This is a genomic window from Streptomyces sp. NPDC001153 (genome assembly GCF_053598315.1).
Window position 1 is genome coordinate 153419 of sequence record NZ_JBSFJZ010000001.1, and the last position, 19079, is coordinate 172497.

At 72.5% G+C, this 19079-nt stretch carries 17 protein-coding genes; 7 read left to right on the forward strand and 10 right to left on the reverse strand.

The window, feature by feature from the left end; translation table 11 throughout:
• Window positions 1-10 precede the first annotated feature (10 nt).
• From ACWDEN_RS00675 to ACWDEN_RS00690, 4 genes are all read right to left on the reverse strand, one after another.
• Window positions 11-2170: a protein kinase domain-containing protein gene (locus ACWDEN_RS00675; protein WP_450856503.1), complete on the reverse strand. Its 2160-nt coding sequence runs from the start codon at window positions 2168-2170 to the stop codon at window positions 11-13.
• 111 nt (window positions 2171-2281) lie between these two features.
• Window positions 2282-3124 carry an oxygenase MpaB family protein gene (locus tag ACWDEN_RS00680; protein WP_450856505.1) on the reverse strand — a complete coding sequence of 281 codons (843 nt, stop codon included), beginning with the start codon at window positions 3122-3124 and terminating at the stop codon, window positions 2282-2284.
• Between the two features lie 9 nt (window positions 3125-3133).
• Entirely contained in the window at window positions 3134-4312 is a 1179-nt protein-coding gene (locus tag ACWDEN_RS00685) for an acyl-CoA dehydrogenase family protein (RefSeq protein ID WP_351617133.1), read from the reverse strand.
• 106 nt (window positions 4313-4418) lie between these two features.
• On the reverse strand, window positions 4419-4790 hold the full coding sequence (locus tag ACWDEN_RS00690) for a ferredoxin (protein WP_351617136.1): 372 nt from the start codon (window positions 4788-4790) through the stop codon (window positions 4419-4421).
• Between the two features lie 165 nt (window positions 4791-4955).
• On the opposite strand from ACWDEN_RS00690, the gene ACWDEN_RS00695 reads away from it, so the two are divergent.
• Window positions 4956-5321 (forward strand): DUF6479 family protein, encoded by a 366-nt coding sequence (locus tag ACWDEN_RS00695; RefSeq protein WP_351617139.1) that lies wholly within the window; start codon window positions 4956-4958, stop codon window positions 5319-5321.
• A gap of 44 nt (window positions 5322-5365) precedes the next feature.
• On the opposite strand, the gene ACWDEN_RS00700 is transcribed toward ACWDEN_RS00695, so the two are convergent.
• The 3 genes from ACWDEN_RS00700 to ACWDEN_RS00710 form a co-directional block, all read right to left on the reverse strand.
• A complete protein-coding gene (locus tag ACWDEN_RS00700; RefSeq protein WP_351617142.1) occupies window positions 5366-5821 on the reverse strand; it encodes an RpiB/LacA/LacB family sugar-phosphate isomerase in 456 nt (151 codons plus the stop codon).
• Between the two features lie 127 nt (window positions 5822-5948).
• Window positions 5949-7478, reverse strand: coding sequence for an ANTAR domain-containing protein (locus ACWDEN_RS00705; protein WP_450856509.1), 1530 nt, complete (start codon window positions 7476-7478; stop codon window positions 5949-5951).
• A gap of 121 nt (window positions 7479-7599) precedes the next feature.
• On the reverse strand, window positions 7600-8082 hold the full coding sequence (locus ACWDEN_RS00710) for an STAS domain-containing protein (protein WP_351617149.1): 483 nt from the start codon (window positions 8080-8082) through the stop codon (window positions 7600-7602).
• A 529-nt stretch (window positions 8083-8611) separates the two neighbouring features.
• Between ACWDEN_RS00710 and ACWDEN_RS00715 the strand changes: the two genes are divergently transcribed.
• Window positions 8612-9175, forward strand: a complete 564-nt coding sequence (locus ACWDEN_RS00715) for a hemerythrin domain-containing protein (protein WP_351617152.1) — start codon at window positions 8612-8614, stop codon at window positions 9173-9175.
• 573 nt (window positions 9176-9748) lie between these two features.
• Here the strand turns inward: ACWDEN_RS00715 and ACWDEN_RS00720 are convergent.
• Both ACWDEN_RS00720 and ACWDEN_RS00725 read right to left on the reverse strand, forming a co-directional pair.
• The gene (locus tag ACWDEN_RS00720) at window positions 9749-10093 is read right to left on the reverse strand and encodes a DUF3040 domain-containing protein (protein WP_450856512.1); all 345 of its coding nucleotides are present in this window, start codon (window positions 10091-10093) and stop codon (window positions 9749-9751) included.
• A 461-nt stretch (window positions 10094-10554) separates the two neighbouring features.
• Window positions 10555-10797: a LysE family transporter gene (locus ACWDEN_RS00725; protein WP_450856514.1), complete on the reverse strand. Its 243-nt coding sequence runs from the start codon at window positions 10795-10797 to the stop codon at window positions 10555-10557.
• A 531-nt stretch (window positions 10798-11328) separates the two neighbouring features.
• On the opposite strand from ACWDEN_RS00725, the gene ACWDEN_RS00730 reads away from it, so the two are divergent.
• The 5 genes from ACWDEN_RS00730 (at window position 11329) to ACWDEN_RS00750 (ending at window position 18113) form a co-directional block, all read left to right on the forward strand.
• A complete protein-coding gene (locus tag ACWDEN_RS00730; protein ID WP_450856516.1) occupies window positions 11329-15399 on the forward strand; it encodes a beta-galactosidase in 4071 nt (1356 codons plus the stop codon).
• Window positions 15400-15572: 173 nt separating this feature from the next.
• Entirely contained in the window at window positions 15573-15872 is a 300-nt protein-coding gene (locus ACWDEN_RS00735) for a hypothetical protein (protein WP_450856518.1), read from the forward strand.
• Between the two features lie 168 nt (window positions 15873-16040).
• The gene (gene dhaK / locus ACWDEN_RS00740; RefSeq protein WP_450856520.1) at window positions 16041-17033 is read left to right on the forward strand and encodes a dihydroxyacetone kinase subunit DhaK; all 993 of its coding nucleotides are present in this window, start codon (window positions 16041-16043) and stop codon (window positions 17031-17033) included.
• Window positions 17034-17100: 67 nt separating this feature from the next.
• Complete coding sequence (gene dhaL, locus ACWDEN_RS00745; RefSeq protein ID WP_450856522.1) at window positions 17101-17706, forward strand: dihydroxyacetone kinase subunit DhaL; 606 nt, start codon at window positions 17101-17103, stop codon at window positions 17704-17706.
• The gene (locus ACWDEN_RS00750) at window positions 17703-18113 is read left to right on the forward strand and encodes a PTS-dependent dihydroxyacetone kinase phosphotransferase subunit DhaM (protein WP_351617171.1); all 411 of its coding nucleotides are present in this window, start codon (window positions 17703-17705) and stop codon (window positions 18111-18113) included. Before dhaL ends, ACWDEN_RS00750 begins: the two co-directional genes overlap by 4 nt.
• A gap of 21 nt (window positions 18114-18134) precedes the next feature.
• On the opposite strand, the gene ACWDEN_RS00755 is transcribed toward ACWDEN_RS00750, so the two are convergent.
• On the reverse strand, window positions 18135-18857 hold the full coding sequence (locus tag ACWDEN_RS00755) for a glycoside hydrolase family 75 protein (RefSeq protein ID WP_450856524.1): 723 nt from the start codon (window positions 18855-18857) through the stop codon (window positions 18135-18137).
• Between the last annotated feature and the right edge of the window lie 222 nt (window positions 18858-19079).

Sequence of the window (19079 nt, forward strand, 5' to 3'; positions counted from 1 at the left end):
GCGGTCTCCGTCAGATGCCGCCGGACGCGTGCCGTCGGCGGACCACCGCGAGCCTGCGGTACAACTCGCCGGCCTCGGTGCCCCGCCCGAGGCGCTCCAGACAGTGGGCCTCGTCGCCGCGCGCGGCGAGCGTGTCGGGGTGGTCCGGGCCGAGGACCTCCTCGCGGGTGGCGGCCACCCACCGGTACTCGGCGAGGGCCTCGGCCCAGCGGCCGAGCCAGCCGAGGGCGACCGCGATCTCGCGGCGGCTGACGAGCGTGTCGGGGTCGGCGGGGCCGAGGACCTGCTCGCGGAGCAGACAGACCTCCCGGGCCTCGGTCAGGGCGTCCTCCCAGCGCCCGAGGCGGCCGAGGTTGACCCCGAGGCCGTGCCGGGCGCGCAGGGTCTCGGGGTGCGTGGGGCCCTGGACGCGGGTGCGGTGCACGACGAGCTCGCGGTACAGGCGCAGCGCGTCCGCGCTGCGGCCGAGGCGGCCGAGGCTGAGGGCGGTCTCGTAGCGGGCGGCGAGGGTGTCGGGGTGGTCGGCGCCGAGGACCCGCGCCCTGGCGTCGGCGACCTCGCGGTAGATGCGCAGCGCCTCCTCCCAGCGGCCCGACTGGCCCTGGGAGTAGGCGACTTCGCAGCGCGAGACCAGGGTGTCGGGATGGTCGGCACCGAGCACCCGGGCCCGGGCGGCGGCCACCTCCAGGGCCGTACGGCAGGCGTCGTCCAGGCGGCCGAGCCGGCCGAGGGTGCAGGCGAGGTTGTGGCGGCAGCGCAGGGTGTCGGGGTGGTCGGGGCCCATGACGCGCAGCCGGGCGGCCAGCACCTCCGCGTACACCTGGTGGGCCTCGAAGTGGCGGCCCAGCCGGCCCAGCGCGTAGGCCGTCTCCTGGCGGGCGGCGAGGGTGTCGGGGTGGTCGGCGCCGAGAACGCGCGCTCCGGTCTCGGCGAGGTCCGTGTAGGCGGCCAGCGCCTCGGCGACCCGGCCGGCGCGGACGAGGGCGAAGGCCGCCTTGTGGCGGCCGGCGAGGGTCTCGGGGTGATCGGGGCCGGAGCGCTCGGCGGTGGGCGCAGTGCACGCTGCGGGAAACGCCCGTACGGGTTGTCGAGCGTCTGCTGGTCCGTTGTGGCTGGTCGCGCAGTTCCCCGCGCCCCTTCGGGGCGCGTCCCACCGGACGGCGTCCCATCGGACCGACAGTGCCGCCCCCGCGTCCGGGCTCAGCGCGCCCGGTCCGGCGCCGAGCGCCTTGTGGCCGGTGGTCATGCCACGGGTCCAGGACGGCAGTCGGGCCGCGCCTCTCGCCTCCGGTATCTCCACCACCGTGCCGGAGACCACCGCCCCGTGCCCGGCCCGTATCCGGCGGACCAACTCCCCGGCGTCGTACGGCCGTTCCTCGGGCCGTTTGGCCAGCAGGTCGAGGATGATGCGCTGGAGGTGGCCGGGCAGCTCCGGGCGCCGTTCACGTGGGGGCCGGGGCGGGGTGTCGCGGTGGCCGATGAGGATCGCCCAGGCGTCCTCCAGGTCGAAGGGCGGCGCCCCGGTGGCGATCTCGTACAGCACGCAGCCCAGCGAGTACAGGTCGCTGCGCTGGTCCACCGGGTCGCCGCCGATCTGTTCCGGGGACATGTAGTGCGGGGTGCCCAGCGCGACCCCGGTGCCGGTCAGCCGGGCGGTGAAGCCGATGTCGTGGCCGAGGCGGGCGATGCCGAAGTCGCAGATCTTCACCGTGCCGTCGGCCAGCCGCACGATGTTGGCCGGTTTCAAGTCGCGGTGGACGACGCCCTGTTGATGGGTGTAGGCGAGGGCGGCGGCGATCTGCGCGGCGATGTCCACCACGTCCCGCACCGGCAGCGGATGGCCCTTGTTGTCCTGCAGCAGTCGGCTCAGGTCGCGGCCTTCCAGGAACTCCATGACCAGGTACGGGACCCCGTCGGACTCGCCGAAGTCGTGCACGACGGTCACCCCGCGGTGCGAGAGCCCGGCGGCCACCCGGGCCTCGCGACGGAAGCGCTCGCGCAGGACACGGGCGAGGGACGGATCGTGGTCGGGGCCGAGTGGCTTGAGGCACTTCACCGCGACCTGCCGGCCCAGGGACTCGTCCCGGGCCCGCCACACCTCGCCCATCCCGCCCCGCCCGATCAGGTCGAGCAGCCGGTACCGGCCCTGAACCAGCCTGTTCTCCCCCATAGCGATCCGCCGCCCCCGTCGCCGTCCGCCCCGCCGCCGGGAGGCCGGCCCGGCACCGCACCACGTCGGCCCGATCCGCGCCACACCCCCCTGCTCGTCCAGTATGGCGGTCTATCGTCCGACTTTGTACGGTGCCGGACGCGCTTGGGGTCCGAGCCTCGCCATGGCCCGCAGGATGTGTTTGGGCGGCAACTGCCAGCGCACACGTGCGGGAACGCACCGCAGCAGCGCGCCCGTGGCCCGCAGCCGGCGGGTGACGACGGCAGGCGTGGGGGCCGGTCTGCCGTACAGCTCATGGGCGTACGGCGGCAGAGCGGCGTACGCCAGGTGCGCCACGCGCCGCCACAGCACCTCGCGCGCCGGGATGAGGAGGGGATGCGTCGGCGGACGGAGCAGGAAGTCGTCCACCTCGCGTGCCTCGGGTCCCGCCGTCAGTTCCGGCCGTACCTTCCCGAAGTACGCGGCGAGTTCGGCCCGGCTCGCCGGTACGGTCTCCGGGTCGAGGCCCACCAGGCGGGCAGTGACCCGGTGTTCGGCTATGTACCGGTCGGCCTGGGCGTCGGTGAGCGGGAAGCCGGAGCGGCGCAGGACGTGCAGATAGGAGTCGATCTCCGCGCAGTGCACCCAGAGCAGCAGCTCGGGTTCGCCGACGCCGTACCGCTCGCCGGTCTCCGGGTCGGTGGCCGTCAGCACGCTGTGGATCTTCCGCACCCGGGCGCCGGCCCGCTCGGCGGCCTCGGTCGTGCCGTACGTCGTCGTCCCGACGAAGTTCGCGGTGCGCATCAGCCGGCCCCAGGCGTCCCGCCGGAAGTCCGAGTTCTGCAGGACGCCACGAACGGCGCGCGGGTGCAGGGCCTGGAGGTAGAGCGCGCGGACGCCGGCGACCCACATCATCGGGTCGCCGTGCATCTGCCAGGTCACGGAGTTCGGCGTGAACAGCCCGGGGTCGCCCATGCCCGCAGGCTAGCGCCGCACCCTGGGCATCCCCAGGCCGATCCAGGAGATGATCTCGCGCTGGATCTCGTTGTTGCCGCCACCGAAGGTGAAGATGACCGCCGACCGGTAGCCGCGCTCCAGCTCGCCGTGCAGGACGGCGCCCGCCGAGCCCTCCTTCAGCGGTCCCGCGGCCGCGACGATCTCCATGAGCCAGGCGTAGGCGTCCCGGCGGGCCTCGGAGCCGTAGACCTTGACGGCGGAGGCGTCCTGCGGGGTGAGCGTGCCGTCCTGGACGGCGCCGACCATCTGCCAGTTGAGCAGCTTCATCGCGTCGAGCCGAGTGTGGGTACGGGCGAGCAGCCGGCGCACCCAGGGCAGGTCGGCCACCCGGCGGCCGTCGGCGAGCTTGGTCTCCATGGCCCAGCGCTGCACGTCGCACAGGGCGCGGATGGCCATGGTGCCGTGGGCGGCGAGGGTGACGCGTTCGTGGTTGAGCTGGTTGGTGATCAGCCGCCAGCCCTGGTTCTCCTCTCCGACGCGCCGGGAGACCGGGACGCGGATGTTCTCGTAGTAGCTCGCGGTGGTGTCGTGCGAGGCGAGCGTGTTGATGACCGTGCAGGAGTACCCGGGGTCGGAGGTCGGCACCAACAGCATGGTGATGCCCTGGTGCGGCGGGGCGGCGGGGTCGGTGCGCACGGCCAGCCACACCCAGTCCGCGGTGTCGCCGTTGGTGGTCCAGATCTTCTGCCCGTTGACGACGTACCCGTCCCCGTCGCGTACGGCCCTGGTCTTCAGGGAGGCGAGGTCGGTGCCGGCGTCGGGCTCGCTGTAGCCGATGGCGAAGTCGATCTCGCCGGAGAGGATGCGCGGCAGGAAGTACGCCTTCTGCTCCTCGGTGCCGTACCGCATGAGCGTCGGGCCGACCGTGTTCAGCGCCATCAGGGGCAGCGGTACGCCGGCCTGGGCGGCCTCGTCGAAGAAGATGAACTGCTCCATCGCCGTCATGCCGCGCCCGCCGTACTCCTCGGGCCAGCCGACGCCGAGCCAGCCGTCGGTGCCGAGCCGGCGGATGGTGTCGCGGTAGAACCGCTTCTGTGCGACCGGGTCGGCGTACCGGGCGTAGGCGTGGTCCGGGACCAGCTGTGCGAAGTAGGCGCGCAGTTCCGCGCGCAGTCGCTGCTGCTCGGGCGTGTGGTCGAGATGCACGGCGCCTCCAGGCTCCCCAAGGGCGGTCCTGACGGCGCACACCGTAGAACGTGTTTCAGAAATTAGGAATGGTGCGCCCCGGGCGAATTCCGGACCCACGGCAGCCTCACATGAGGCTCTGCAGGAACTCCGAGCAGGCGTCGGCGCAGATCCGGCAGGAGGCCGCCGCCGACTCGGCGCCGGGCTGCTCGTCGAAGGCGCGGGCGCACTCCAGGCAGACCGAGCGGCACCACTCCAGCCGGACCCGGATCTCACCCTCGTCCTGCCGGCTCTCCTCGCACAGCACATGGCACGTGGCGTCGCACACCTCGGCGCACATGATGCCGAGCCTGCGCACCCGCTCATGGCGTTCGGTGCCGTCCGGGTCGACCAGACTCGCGCGCACGGCGCAGACCCGGGCGCATTCCGTGCAGGCCTGGGCACAGGCGAAGCGGTCCTCCAGGAACTGGTAGAGCTGCTGCGAAGTCGGCGTTGTCACACGGTGCGGGTAGCCGGGGCGCGGGGCCGCAAACCACTCCACGGGGCCGGAGAACGCCCCGGACGCGCCTCGGGAGCCGTCGACAGGAGCCGGGTTGCCGTCCGTCCGCCACCGGTCACACACAGTGTCCGGTTCGTCCGGTTCTGGGAGGGGTATTCCTGTCCTATGAATACCGCATCGATGCAGCTGGCCGCAGCGAGCGGCCTGATGAGCCTGTTCCTGTTCATCGTGGCCGTGGCCGTCCTGGCGCTGCTCGCCGGCGGCTTCTGGATGACCTCCCGCGTCAAGTACCGAGAGTCCCCCCGGCCACGGCCGGAGGAACAGCCCAAGCTGCCGCCGGAGGGGCCGGTGCGCGAGGTGCGGGAGAACAGGGACTACGAGGAGGTCCCCGAGATCCCCAAGGGCGGCCGTCCGCTCACCCCGTACGACCTGAGGAACCAGGACTCCAAGCCGAGCGCTTCGAAGGAGCGTCCGCGCTGGAGCCGGGGTTCCAGCGGCTCGTTCGGTGGCGGCGGACTCGGCGCCCACTGACCCACTCCAGCCGCCCCGGCCCGCGCTGTCCGTCGTACGCCCGCCTAGGAATCCTTCCGGGCGGCGTCCAGGCGGCCGACGCGGGCCACGTTCTGCCGGTCCTCGGGGTCCTGGCTGGGCTCGCCGGCGAACCAGGCGTCGAGGATCTCCTTCAGCAGGGGTTCGGAGGTCAGGCGCAGGCTCAGCGCGAGGACGTTGGCGTCGTTCCAGCGGCGCGCGCCGTCCGCCGTGACGGCGTCCGTGCACAGCGCCGCGCGCACGCCGGGCACCTTGTTGGCCGCGATGGACGCGCCCGTGCCGGTCCAGCAGCACACCACCGCCTGATCGGCGACTCCCTCGGCCACGTCCCGGGCGGCCGCCTCCGAGCAGGCCGCCCACTGCGCGTCGGCGCCGGGGCACAGGGCGCCGTGCGGATTCACGTCGTGGCCGCGCCGCCTCAGCTCGTCGAGGAGGAGGCGCGCCACGGGTTCGTCCATGTCGGAGGAGACGGAGATCCTCATGGCGGCGAGACTAGCGCCTGTGGCGAGGTGAGCGCCCCCAAGGGGCGCGGGAACCGCGCGACCAGCCATGACTCACCCGCACCCGCACCCGGCCAACGGCAGTGCGCCCCGAGCTGTGATCCGTCCGTCAGGGATGATCGGGCTGCTGTGCCGGAGGCACACCTCCGCCTTGGCCCCCGCCCTTCTTGCCCTTGTCCGAGCCGTGCGGGCGGCCGCCCGCGGCGCGCTCGGCTGCCTGCCGGGCCTTCATCTGGCCGCTGTCCTGCGGGGTGGCGCCCCCCTTGTCGCTGCGCCGCTGTTCGGGCTGCTGCGGATTGGACATGCGCCGGACTCCCTCCGGGTGGTGCCTGGTGCCCACGGGCTCCGGGTTCCCAGGACGGTGCGGGTCACCCCCGCCGCCCTCCGCGGGCGCGGCGGAGCCGGTCACCGTCCGGTGGAGGTGTTCGAGGGCGTCGAGGAGCACCGACCGGTGGTACCAGCTCAGCCAGGCCGCCGCGTCGGAGGCCAGCAGACCGAGCGCCTCGGCCTGGGCGGCGGTCGGCCGGTGCCCGGCGTCGGGCCACTGCAGGGTGATCACGCCGGTGCAGGCGCCGGCCGAGGAGAGAACAGGGACGCTCTGCAGGGCGCCCACTCCCGCGCTCAGCAGGACCCCCCGGGCCTCCTCCGAGAGCAGCGCGTCGGCGGCCACGTCGGGCACGCTCACCCGGTGCCCGCGCAGCCGGGCGAGCGCGTCGGCCGTGCCCTCGTCCCGGCCGCGCACGAGCAGGTCGAGAAACGTGTCCGCGCAGCCGTAGTGGGTCTCCAGCATCAGCGCGTTCACGGCCGGGTCCACGAGCCGCACATAACCGGCCGGCGCCCGGCCGATGGCCAGCGCCTCGTGCAGCACGGCGTCGATCATCTGCCCCCGGTAGCGGGGGTCGCGGCCGTCGCGGGCCAGGATCCGCAGCTGCGGCACGGGCACGGGGCGGCGGCCCGGGAACCACACCCCGCCGTCCGGGGGCCGGGCCACGACCACGGCGGAGACGAGGACGCGCAACGGCACATTGAATCGCTGCGAGGCCTCGCGCATCGCCCGGAAGGCGGTGCCGGAGTCGGTCAGGCCGTAGCGGACCATGAGCACGCCCTGCGCCATGCCGATGACCGGGGCGGTGCGCACGCGGGCGCGCAGCGCACGGACCTCCTTGCGCAGATCCTCGTAGCTGGGCCGCAGCGGATCCGCCATCTGGGACCGCCAGGCGGGCAGTTCCTCCACCCGGGAGACGGCCCGGGCCAGCTCCCGCATCGCCTCGTCGAGGGTGGCGTAGAGCCGGACCCCGTCCAGGCGGGCGAGATGCACCGCCTCGCGCACGCCGGGCCGGGCGCGGACGATGATCAGGTCCGGGCGGCCGCTGCGCGCCCGGGTCGCCTCGCTGAGCGTGTGCAGCACGGCGGCGCCACCGAGCTGCACATGGGCCATGTCCAGGACGGGCCGCAGTCCCGCGCGGTCGGCCTGTTCGAGGTGGCCCCGCAGCTCCGCCGACCAGGCCTGGGCGCCCGCGGGATCGAGGCTGCCGGACATGCGCAGCAGCAGCGCCGCCTCGGCGGGCAGTCCCTCGACCACGGACGACTCGATGACGAGCGGTGCCGGGGCGGCGGACGGGTCGGAAGAGGGATTCATGGCATCACCCGGACAAGACGGTGCGAGGAACGCGGGCGGCCTCTTCCCGACCACTGTGCACGGTAGGGGCCCGGCCCCCGGCCGCGCCGTCCACCGCGCCGGACGGGACGGGCCGCTCTGCTCACCAACCGCTGCCGCCGGGCCGTGGGCCGGCCCCTTTCCGGGCCTCCATCGAGTTCAGGTTCCGGGCCTCCATCGAGTTCAGGGCGGATGCCATGGTGGCGTGCACCCGGACGCCCGGCAGTCCCGCGGCGCGCAGCGCCTCCCGTACATGCGGCCGGGGCTGTACGACGGGCAGGGCGCGGCCGGAGAAGGCCAGGACCCCGGTGGCCCGGTCCACGGCCCGCACCGCGGCCGCGCAGGCGAGGTAGACCTCGGTCATGTCCAGCACCGGGTGCTCCCCGTCCCGGTCGGCCCGGGCGATGTGCTCGGCGAGCGTCTCGGAGAACTCCACGGCATTGGTGGCGTCGACGGTACCCCGCGCCTTCAGGACGCTGACGGCGCCGGTCCCGGGCCGGTCCTCACGCACGGTGTGCAGGAGCAGCGGGGCCGGGCCGCCGGGGCGGATCCGGGCACGGGACAGCTGACCTTTTTCCATGGGCATCGGGCTTCCTGGGTGAGCAGGGATCAGCCAGCCGCGTCTTGACCGGGAAGTTCACTGTGCCCGCGCCCCCCGCCTGACGCAACGATTCTCCCGGGCGTGTCGCACCAGGGGCGGTTCGGCCGACATACCGCCGGGCGGGTGAGGGCCGACGGGCCCGCTCCAGCGCCGTCGGCACGAGGAGGTCGACATGCGGCGCACCGGCCGGCCGGCAAGGACTCCGCAGGCCCGCCCACCGACACCCGCCTGGCCACGGACGACCGGCGGCTGTGCGCCACGGCCGAACGGTTCCTGGCGCTGGTCTCCCCGGGCCGCCCGGCGCTGATGGACGCGGGGGCGCCGAACGAGGAGTTGCCGGACCACCGGTGGCGGAGGGCGCGCGCTGTCCGGAGCGGGCCGGATGGCAGCCGCCCGCCACGTGATGCGCCGGCCGCGCGCGGGTGGGCCGTGTAGCGCGGTGTGCGCGGGGCACTCGGCGCGGCGACGGCAGGCCGCTCATGGGCCGCCGCGATGTCTCGCAGGAGGTGACGACATGGGTCACGGCGGAAACGTCATCCAGGAGCTGACGACCGATCACCGTGAGGTCGAGGAGATCTTCGGCCGTATCGAGGCGCTGCCGCCCGGCTCCAAGGACCGCAAGAACCTCGCCGACCAGGCGACGATCGAGCTGGTACGGCACTCGGTCGCGGAGGAGTCCTATCTGTACCCGGCGGTGCGCAAGCACATCACGGGCGGGGACGCCCTGGCCGACAAGGAGATCGAGGATCACGCCAAGGCCGAACGGATCATGAAGGACCTGGAGAGCCTGCAGGCGGACGACGCCCGGTTCGACACGCTCATGGCCCAGCTGATGAGCGAGATCCGGTCCCATGTGATGGACGAGGAGCAGAACCTCTTCCCGAAGATGGAGGCCGCCTGCCCGGCGGACGCGCTGATGGACCTCGGCGACAAGGTGCGCCGCGCGAAGAAGATGGCTCCGACCCGTCCGCACCCCTCGGCACCGGACACTCCCCCGGCCAACAAGCTGCTGGCCCCGGGCGCGGGCCTGGTCGACAGGATGCGCGACGCGCTGTCGGGGCGGGGCAAGCGGAGCTGAGGGGTGGGGTGAAGTGGGGGTGGGGTGAAGTGGGGCCGGGTCGCGGCCGGGGTGGGGCCGGGATGCGGGAAGGGAGTCGGTGGTCGAGCCCCGCGGGCAGGGGTCGACCGAGCCGAGGACCGCGACGGGTCTTGGCCCATGGCATGGCGCCCATGGCATGGCCGGGCAGACCCCGGCGTCTGTCTGTCGTGACGGTGGGCGGACGCCGGGGCCTGTCCGGCAAGGGCGGTCGTGCGTCCGTGGGATAGCGGGTGCGGCATTGCCCGCGAGGAGCGGCCGGGGAGCCGCCACCGGCTCCGAGCGGCGCGGCTGAATGACACTGCCGCGGGCCGCAGGCCGAGAACGCATGCAGGCGGAACAGGCACGGCAGGCGGAACAGGCACCGGACCCGGCCTCGGCCCGCGGCCCCGATCAGCACGGCGGCCGGCACGGCCCCGATCAGCGATCAGCGCCGCAGCCGTATCGGCCTCACGAGCCCCTTCATCACAGGCTTCACAGGGTCCACCGGCGACTCCGATCACCCGTCTCCGGCATCCGTGGGCCGACGAGGTCGCCGGTTGCCGCCACAGAGAGTCACAGCCATGGCCGCACGCTTTTTCCGGAGCGGGATCGGGCGCGGCTGCGGACCGCTCGGCCCAGGAGGCGGAACGCCTGGAAGAGGGTCAGGGGCCAGAGCAGCGCGAAGCACCACATCAGTGCGGGGTCCGAGGTGCGGACGCCCATGACGGCCGCGAACGCCGAGGCGATGCCCAGCAGCAGCACCGCCACCGGCAGCCACACGCCTCGCTGCGGGTCGCCCATGCGGCGCGCGAACCTGCGGTCCTGCTTGAGGCAGGCCTCGATCTGCAGCAGCGCGACACGTTCGCGTGGCGACAGCCGTACGTAGTCGTGCATCTCCCATGTTTCCCAGTCGTCCACGGCAACGGCACCTCCTCCGCCGATCGGCGGTTTCCGTCCCCGGACGCCCGAGTTCCCCAGGACGGCCCGGCCGATGCGGAGCCGCGACATCGCGGTCCGTGACCACGAACATCCCACGCGACCTCGGCTGGTCCAAGGTCGATACCGCCTGGAGCCTCTTGCTCCACCCAGCTCCGGCAAGGCGCACTCGGCGGTGTCCGGCGGGTCGTGCGAGCGGGGCGTGTTCCCCTGTCACGCCGGCCCGCCGGAACGGCGCGGCCTGAGCGGAGTCGTCAACTTGCCCAGGCGGGCCTGCCGATGTGCGCGAAGCTGAGTGCAGCACGCGCCGCGGCGGCACCCGTGGCCGAGTCCTCGAAGGCGATGGAGAGTTGGGGAGTTGTCCTGAGTGTTCCGCCGCCCCGGGGAGGGCTGCGGCGCCTCGGGAAAGCTCTTCGCGGACTCTTTCGAGGAGTGATTCGGCCTCACTGTCCGAGCGCGAGCCGGATACCGAAAGTGGCGATGACCATGCCCGTGACGCGGTCGAGAAAGCGGCGGGCCGAAGGCCGACTCAGGCGGTCCCGGAGCACGCGCGCGAAGGCGATCAGCGCCCAAGCCCAGGCGACAGCCAGGAGGATGCGCACGCAGGCCAGGAGCACGCCCGCACCGAGGTGCGAGGCACCGGCAGGGATGAAGTGCGGGAGGACCGCAACGTAGAAGGCGCCCATCTTCGGATTGAGGGGACCACGCCTCTGCCAACCCGGCGCTGAACTCTCCACTGCCCGCCCCGAGGTGCGTTCCGGTGTCCGCCGGCACGCACCTCGGCCATGTGCTGTGGTGAGAAGACCTGGTCCGCGCTGGCCGCTGCGGTCTCGGCCACCGGATACAGGGGCTCCCGCGGAGCCGGATCGCCGGGCGCGTCCGGCTCCGGGGTCCAGGGCCGCACGGGGCCGACGGCGGCTGCCCGATGGTCCGACAGCACAGCCCCGGCCCCGACCGGCCCCTGCGTGCCCGCTTCGACTCGCGCATCCGCTGAGGCCCGACCACTCCCCCGGCCGTGTTCTCCCGCCCCATTGTGTTGAGCCTTGTGCGGCTCTACTGTTCGACTTTGCCTGAGTCTGTTTGATGCTGATTGCTCAGTCGGTGGGGAGGCCGCAGTGCGGAGTGATCGGATCGGTTCAGAGGTTGCGAGACCCGGTCGCCGTCGGGGGTGGAGAGCGGTCCTCGCGACGGCCGCGACCATCGCCCTGGCGGCCGGCATGCCCGCGCCCGCCGCGGCGCGGGAGAGCGGCGGGCGGGCACCCGCCGCCGCGCCTGCCGCAAGTCCGCGGGCACACACGGTGAGTTTCGACGGCTACTCGTTCCTCGTCGACGGCAGGCGCACCTACCTGTGGTCCGGCGAGTTCCACTACTTCCGGCTCCCGAGTCCGGACCTGTGGCGCGACATCTTCCAGAAGATGAAGGCCGCCGGGTTCAACGCCACCTCGTTGTACTTCGACTGGGGATACCACTCGCCGAAGCCGGGGGTGTACGACTTCAGCGGGGTGCGTGACGTCGACAAGCTGCTCGACATGGCCCAGGAGGCCGGGCTCTACGTGATCGCGCGCCCGGCGCCGTACATCAACGCGGAGGTCGACAGCGGTGGCCTGCCCGGCTGGATGACCACCAAGGCCGGCCACAACCGCAGTGACGACCCGCAGTTCCTGAAGTACGCGGACGAGTGGCTCACCCGGATCGACCGGATCATCGCCCGCCACCAGCTGACCAACGGCACCGGGTCGGTCATCGCCTACCAGGTCGAGAACGAGTACTACAACGGCTCCACCGCCGGCCGTTCCTACATGAAGCACCTGGAGGACAAGGCCCGCGCCGACGGCATCACGGTACCGCTGACCGGCAACAACAACGGCACCTTCAACTCCGGTACGGGTGCCCTGGACGTCGACGGACCGGACTCCTACCCGCAGGGCTTCAACTGCTCGAACCCCTCGAAGTGGAACGGCGTACCCGACATCGGCTACGACCACCCGGCCGGCAGGCCGCTGTACTCGCCGGAGTTCCAGGGCGGCGCCTTCGACCCCTGGGGCGGGCCGGGCTACGACAAGTGCGCCCAGCTGATCAACGACCGGTTCGCCAACGTGTTCTACAAGCAGAACATAGCCGTCGGTGCCACCGCGCAGAGCTTCTACATGACCTACGGCGGCACCAACTGGGGCTGGCTGGGCATGCCGGAGAACTACACGTCGTACGACTACGGGGCCGCCATCCGCGAGAACCGCCGGCTCGATCCGAAGTACTACGAGGACAAACTGATCGGGTACTTCACGCAGTCGGTCGCCCCGCTGACCAAGACCGAGGCGATCAGGGCCACGCCGCCGGACGACCCGGCGGTCGTCGACACCGCCCGGATGAACCCCGACACCAAGACGCAGTTCCACGTCCTGCGGCACGGGAACTCCACGTCCACGGCGGTCGACGGGACGCACATCTCGCTGGACTTCAACGCCCAGCCGTCCGCGGACACCACCTACACCTGGGACGACCCCGACTCCGCGCTGCAGTACACCGGTTCGTGGTCGCACGTGGCCGACCAGAGCTACACCGGCGGCGACTACAAGCACACCGAGTCGTTCTCCGCCAAGGCCGGTGACTCGGTCACCGTCCCCTTCGACGGCACCGCGATCCGCTGGATCGGCTCGAAGACGAACAACCACGGCTACGCCGACGTCTACCTCGACGGCACCAAGGTGGCGACGGTCGACGACTCCGGCGGCGAGAACCAGGCGGTGGTCTTCCAGAAGACCGGCCTGATACCCGGAGCACACACGCTGAAGATCGTCGTCGACGGGAACCACAGCTCGGGGTCCACGGACAACTACGTGGCCATCGACGCCATCGACGTGCCGACGGCCGCTGCCTCGCAGCCGACCTACCCGGTCGTGCCGCAGCAGCCGGGCACTGCGATCACGCTCGACGGACGCGACTCGCACGTGATCGTGGCGAACTACCGGCTCGGGGACGCGCGGTTGCAGTACTCGACCTCGGAGATCATGACCAACGCGACCATCGGCAACCGGGATGTCGCCGTGCTCTACGGCGACCCGGAAAGCGACGGCGAGACCGTCCTTCGCTACTCCTCCAAGCCCACCGTGACCGCCCGCGGTGGCGCGGTCACGACCACCTGGGACGCGACCACCGGTGACGTGCGGCTCAACTACACGCACAAGGGCCTGATCCGCATCAGCATCAGCGGCGGCGGATCCCGCCCGGTGCTGCTGCTCGTCGGCGACAAGGCCACGGCGGAGACCTTCTGGCGCCAGGACACGGCCAGTGGCCCGGTGCTCGTGCGCGGCACCCACCTGCTGCGGACGGCGACCAGCCTGGACGGCGGCCACACCGTGGCCCTGACCGGCGACAACGCCGATGACGAGAACATCGAGGTGTTCACCTCCGCCGACCACGTCACCTGGAACGGCGGGACCTTGGACACCCAGGCCACCGACACGGGAAGCCTCACCGGGAAGATACCGGTGGCCGCCCCGATACACCTGCCGGCGCTGACGAACTGGAAGCATGCCGAGGAGTCCCCCGAAGCGGCCCCGGGTTTCGACGACTCCAGCTGGCTGGTGGCGGACAGGACGACCACCAACAGCGTCTCCGGCGTCAACTCGCTGCCGGTGCTCTACGCGGACGACTACGGCTTCCACACCGGCACCACGTGGTACCGCGGCCGCTTCCGCGCCACCGGCAAGGAGACCGGCATCCACCTGGTCTCGGACTCCGGCGGCAAGGCGCAGGCGTTCTCCGCCTGGCTCAACGGCACCTTCCTGGGCAGCTCCACCACAGGCAGCGCCGACCTCACCTTCCCGGCCGGTTCGGTGAAGCCCACGGGTGACAACGTCGTCTCCGTGCTCACCGTGAACATGGGCCACGAGGAGGACTACGACTCGACCAACGGCAACAAGACCGCGCGCGGCCTGACCAGCGCCTCTTTCGTCGGGGCGCCGCTGACCTCCGCCACCTGGCGGCTGCAGGGCGTACGGGGCGGTGAGGACCTGCAGGACCCGGTGCGCGGCCCGCTCTCGACGGGCGGCCTGTACGGCGAGCGCGCCGGCTGGTCCCTGCCGGGCTACCCTGACGGCGACTGGAACCAGGTGTCCCTGCCGACGGCCGACACCCGTCCCGGGGTCTCCTGGTACCGCACCGACGTCAACCTGGACCTGCCGCACGGCCAGGACACCTCGCTCGGGCTGACGTTCACCGACGACCCGTCACGCAGGTACCGTGCCACGATCTTCGTGAACGGCTGGCAGGTCGGCAACTACGTCAACTACCTCGGCCCGCAGAGCACGTTCCCGGTGCCCGACGGGATCCTGAATCCGAACGGCCGGAACACCATCGCCATCGCCGTGTGGAACCTGGACGGCGGCACCGGCGGGCTCGGCAAGGTCTCGCTCACGAACTACGGCAGCTATGCCTCGTCCCTGCGCGTCGCGCAGAACGACAGCCCCCGCTACGACCACCGGAAGTACGCGATGCCGAAGCGTCCGGGGGCGGATGTCGCCCTGGACGTGCCGGACACCGCGCAGCCGGGACAGGTCTTCGCGGCCGAGGCGACGGTGCGGGTGCCGAAGGACGGAGTGCCCGCCTCGCGGCTGACGGCCTCGCTCTCCGCGCCCGACGGCTGGAGCGTGAGTGCCACCGGCCCCACGTCGGTCCAGCGCGTGCGACCCGGCGGATCGGCCACCTTCGCCTGGAAGGTCCAGCCACCGAGCGGGACGCTGCCCTCCGCCTCGGCACTCACCGCCACGGTGCACTACGTGCAGAACGGACGGCAGGCCGCCGGCGGTGACGAGCGCATCGTCGGCGGGATCCCGCCGGCTCCGCCGGCCGGGAAGAGCGCGGTGAGCGACCTGCCGTTCCTGTCCTCCACCAACGGGTGGGGGCCGGTGGAGCGCGACAGCAGCGTCGGCGAGCAGGCGGCCGGGGACGGCCGTCCGATCAGCATCGCCGGCGTCGGTTACGCCAAGGGCCTGGGCACCAACTCGGTCAGCGACGTCGAGCTCTACCTGGCCGGACGGTGCTCGCGATTGACGGCGGACGTCGGGGTCGACGACGAGACAGGTGGTGCGGGAACGGTGACGTTCTCCGTGATCGCCGACGGCAGAGCCCTGGTGACCACGCCGCCGATCCGGGGCAAACAGGCCGCGGTGCCGATCGACGTCGACGTCAGCGGCGCCCAGGTGGTCGACCTCAGGGTCGGTGACGCCGGCGACGGCAACGGCAACGACCACGGCGACTGGGCGATGCCGACGCTGACGTGCGGCTAGGGTCTGGGGCTCCTGGACCTTCGCTGCCGCAAGGCCGATACCTCCGGTAGACGGGACGGGCGGCCGCCTCCACCAGGCGGCCGTCACCCGTGCGGTCCCTGTGCCCCCAGCCCCGCTGACGGTCCATCTGCGCAGCACGGGCAGCCGGCGACGGTGACCGGCTGGAGTTGGAGGTGTGGCGTGACGGAGTCCGCGCCCACAGCTACGACTCCTGGCCGGTCCGGGACGATGAGGCCGCCGACGACACACCCGTGGGCGCGGACCCCGCTGCGTTCCTGGCATTCTCCGCCGGGCCCGTGGACGGCCACCGCCTGTCCTCCGCGCTCGCGGACTACTGTCACATGAGCCGTGCGCCGCGGGCGCTCGCGGAGGTGCTGGACAACACCGCACTCGTCGTCCTGGGCACCGCCGAACGCCGCGCGCTAGGGCTGCTCCCTCTGCGCAATCGCACGCCTCGGCTCCGCCGCACGTGACCTTCGCTGCCGCAAGGTCGATACTGCCGACAGCAGGGCTTCCACCACAACGCCACCGATCACCGACAATGACTGACGCTCTGTCACGAAAGTCAGCATCGAGTCAGCGTCAGTACCAGCAAAAATACTGACCAGAGGCCCATCTGCCGGCCTCACCAGGAGGTACCCGTGAAGATGCTGTTCAACGTGCCCGAGACCGTCGTGGCGGACGCGCTGCGCGGGATGGCGGCCGCGTATCCCGATCTGACCGTGGACGTGGAGAACCGGGTGATCGTCCGCCGGGACGCACCGGTGGCCGGGCAGGTCGCGCTGGTGTCCGGTGGCGGGTCGGGGCACGAGCCGCTGCACGGCGGGTTCGTCGGCCCGGGCATGCTCTCCGCCGCCTGCCCCGGAGAGGTGTTCACCTCCCCGGTGCCGGACCAGATGGTGCGTGCCGCGGCGGCCGTGGACAGCGGCGCCGGCGTGCTGTTCGTGGTGAAGAACTACACCGGCGACGTGCTCAACTTCGACATGGCGGCCGAACTGGCCGAGGACGAGGGCATCCAGGTCGCCAAGGTGCTCGTCAATGACGATGTGGCGGTCACGGACAGTCTGTACACGGCCGGGCGGCGCGGCACCGGTGCGACGCTGTTCGTGGAGAAGATCGCGGGCGCCGCCGCGGCCGAGGGGCAGCCGCTGGAGCGGGTCGAGTCCATCGGGCGTCAGGTGAACGAGAACGCGCGGAGTTTCGGTGTCGCGCTCAGCGCCTGTACGACCCCGGCGAAGGGCAGCCCCACCTTCGATCTGCCCGACGGCGAGCTGGAGTTGGGCATCGGCATCCACGGCGAGCCGGGCCGGGAGCGGCGGCCGATGATGACGTCCGGGGAGATCGCCGACTTCGCGGTGAACGTGATCCTGGAGGACTTGCCGCCACGCAGCCCCGTGCTGGTGCTGGTCAACGGCATGGGCGCCACCCCGCTGCTGGAGCTGTACGGCTTCAACGCCGAGGTGCAGCGGGTGCTGCGCGAGCGCGGCGTCGCCGTGGCCCGCACGCTCGTCGGCAACTACGTCACCTCCCTGGACATGGCGGGCGCTTCGGTGACGCTCTGCCAGATCGACGAGGAGCTGCTGCGGCTGTGGGAGGCGCCAGTGAAGACCCCGGCGCTGCGGTGGGGGATGTGATACGGCGGACGAGGCGCCCATCACCCGCAGCACGCCGGTCACCACCCCTACCACGCAAGGAGATCCAGTGCTCGACGCCGACTTCTTCCGCCGTTGGATGGCGGCGACCGCCGTGTCCGTCGACCGTGAGGCGGAGCGGCTCACCGCCCTCGACTCGGCCATCGGGGACGCCGACCACGGCAGCAATCTGCAGCGCGGCTTCACCGCCGTACGGGCCGCTGTGGAGAAGGAGGCGCCGGACACCCCGGGTGCGGTCCTGGTCCTCGCCGGGCGGCAGCTCATCTCCACGGTCGGCGGCGCGTCCGGGCCCCTGTACGGCACGCTGCTGCGCCGGACCGGCAAGGCTCTCGGCGACGCCGCCGAGGTCAGCGAGGAGCAGCTGGCCGCGGCGCTGCGCGCGGGGGTGGACGGGGTGATGGCGCTGGGTGGGGCGGCACCCGGCGACAAGACCATGATCGACGCCCTGGTGCCGGCCGTGGACGCGCTCGGTGACGGCTTCGCCGCCGCGCGGGCCGCCGCCGAGGAGGGCGCGGTGGCCACCACCCCGCTGCAGGCCCGCAAGGGCCGGGCGAGCTATCTCGGCGAGCGCAGCATCGGCCACCAGGACCCGGGGGCGACCTCGTCGGCGCTGCTCATCGCCGGACTGGAAGAGGCGGCGGAGGGCGGACGGTGAGCGACGAGAAGGTGGTGGGGATCGTGCTGGTGTCGCACAGCGCGGAAGTGGCCGCCTCGGTCGCCGAGTTGGCGAAGGGCCTGGCGGGCGGGGCTCCGGCGGTGCCCGTGGCCCCGGCGGGCGGTATCGAGGGCGGCGGGCTGGGCACCAGCGCCGAGCTGATCCGCGCCGCGGCGGCCTCGGTGGACCGGGGCGCCGGGGTGGCGGTGCTCACCGATCTCGGCAGTGCCGTGCTGACCGTGAAGGCCCTGATCGCCGAGGGTGACGAACTGCCGGACGGCACCCGCCTGGTGGACGCGCCGTTCGTCGAGGGCGCGGTGGCGGCGGTGGTCACCGCCGCCACGGGGGCCGGCCTGGACGCGGTGGAGGCCGCGGCGGCGGAGGCGTACGGCTACCGCAAGGTGTGACACGACCACGGGGCCGGCCGGTCACCTGTTCGCCAGGAACAGCCTGGCCAGCCGCGCTCCCGCGGCCACGGCCGCCGGGTGGTCCTCGATGCGGTTCACGCGGGAGTTCCTGAAGACGATGTAGGTGACCCCGGACGGCACCCCGCCGCCGTCCGGGTCGGCCCGGATGCCCAGGCCCCGGGCCGTGGCGTAGGAGGCCTCGCCGATGACGTCGCGCGGGCCGATGTCGCCCACCACGGCGTACTGCACCCGGCCCCGGTAGACGACGGCGGCGACCGAGCCGCCGCGTACACCGTGCTTGCGGGGGTTCCAGATGCGGCTGGGGGCCGGGACCACGATGTAGGGCAGTTTCTCCGCGTTCAGATGGCGGCCGTCGGACTGATCGTAGGCGGTCATGGTGTCGAACTGCGGGTCGGTGCGGCGGTTGCAGCGGGCGGTGGGCTGTCCGTCGCAGTCGATGTCCATGTCGGCCTTCCAGAAGACGGCGTCTCGGGTGCCGCAGACGGGCACGGTCGGGTGCCGGCCGGCGTCGGTGCGGTACCGGCCGCGGGAGATCCGGTGGCATGCGCCCAGCCGGGCCAGCAGCTCGGTGGCGGCCACCGCGCCCTCGCTGCTGCGGGCCACGGGCCGTTCCCGGGCCGGGCCGGGGCCGGCCGGGGCGGGCAGCACGGCCGGGACGTGCAGCGCGGCCGGGGCGAGCAGGGCGACGCCGGCCAGGGCCGGCGTCAGCGTCGGGACACGCACGATGAGGGACCCTCTCGTCGGGGACGGGGCGGACGTCCGGCCGCTGTGCGGCGGACATCCAGCCCACTCTGGTGCGCATCCGCGCTCCCCGGCCGGACGGGCCGCTCCGAAGCGGCCGGATGGAGCAAGCATCTGACGCCCCGTGAGGGACGCCGTACAAGGAACCGCAGGTCGAACGGAGGGACATCGGCCGGGCCACGGCAGGAGCAGCGGTGGCCTTCG

Coding starts and splice junctions, on each gene's coding strand:
- ACWDEN_RS00710 (WP_351617149.1), bottom strand. CDS start 8,082: ATGCCCATGGAAAAAGGTCAGCTGTCCCGTGCCCGGATCCGCCCCGGC.
- ACWDEN_RS00715 (WP_351617152.1), top strand. CDS start 8,612: ATGGGTCACGGCGGAAACGTCATCCAGGAGCTGACGACCGATCACCGT.
- ACWDEN_RS00695 (WP_351617139.1), top strand. CDS start 4,956: ATGAATACCGCATCGATGCAGCTGGCCGCAGCGAGCGGCCTGATGAGC.
- ACWDEN_RS00680 (WP_450856505.1), bottom strand. CDS start 3,124: ATGGGCGACCCCGGGCTGTTCACGCCGAACTCCGTGACCTGGCAGATG.
- ACWDEN_RS00730 (WP_450856516.1), top strand. CDS start 11,329: ATGCCCGCGCCCGCCGCGGCGCGGGAGAGCGGCGGGCGGGCACCCGCC.
- ACWDEN_RS00700 (WP_351617142.1), bottom strand. CDS start 5,821: ATGAGGATCTCCGTCTCCTCCGACATGGACGAACCCGTGGCGCGCCTC.
- ACWDEN_RS00705 (WP_450856509.1), bottom strand. CDS start 7,478: ATGAATCCCTCTTCCGACCCGTCCGCCGCCCCGGCACCGCTCGTCATC.
- ACWDEN_RS00675 (WP_450856503.1), bottom strand. CDS start 2,170: ATGGGGGAGAACAGGCTGGTTCAGGGCCGGTACCGGCTGCTCGACCTG.
- ACWDEN_RS00725 (WP_450856514.1), bottom strand. CDS start 10,797: ATGGGCGCCTTCTACGTTGCGGTCCTCCCGCACTTCATCCCTGCCGGT.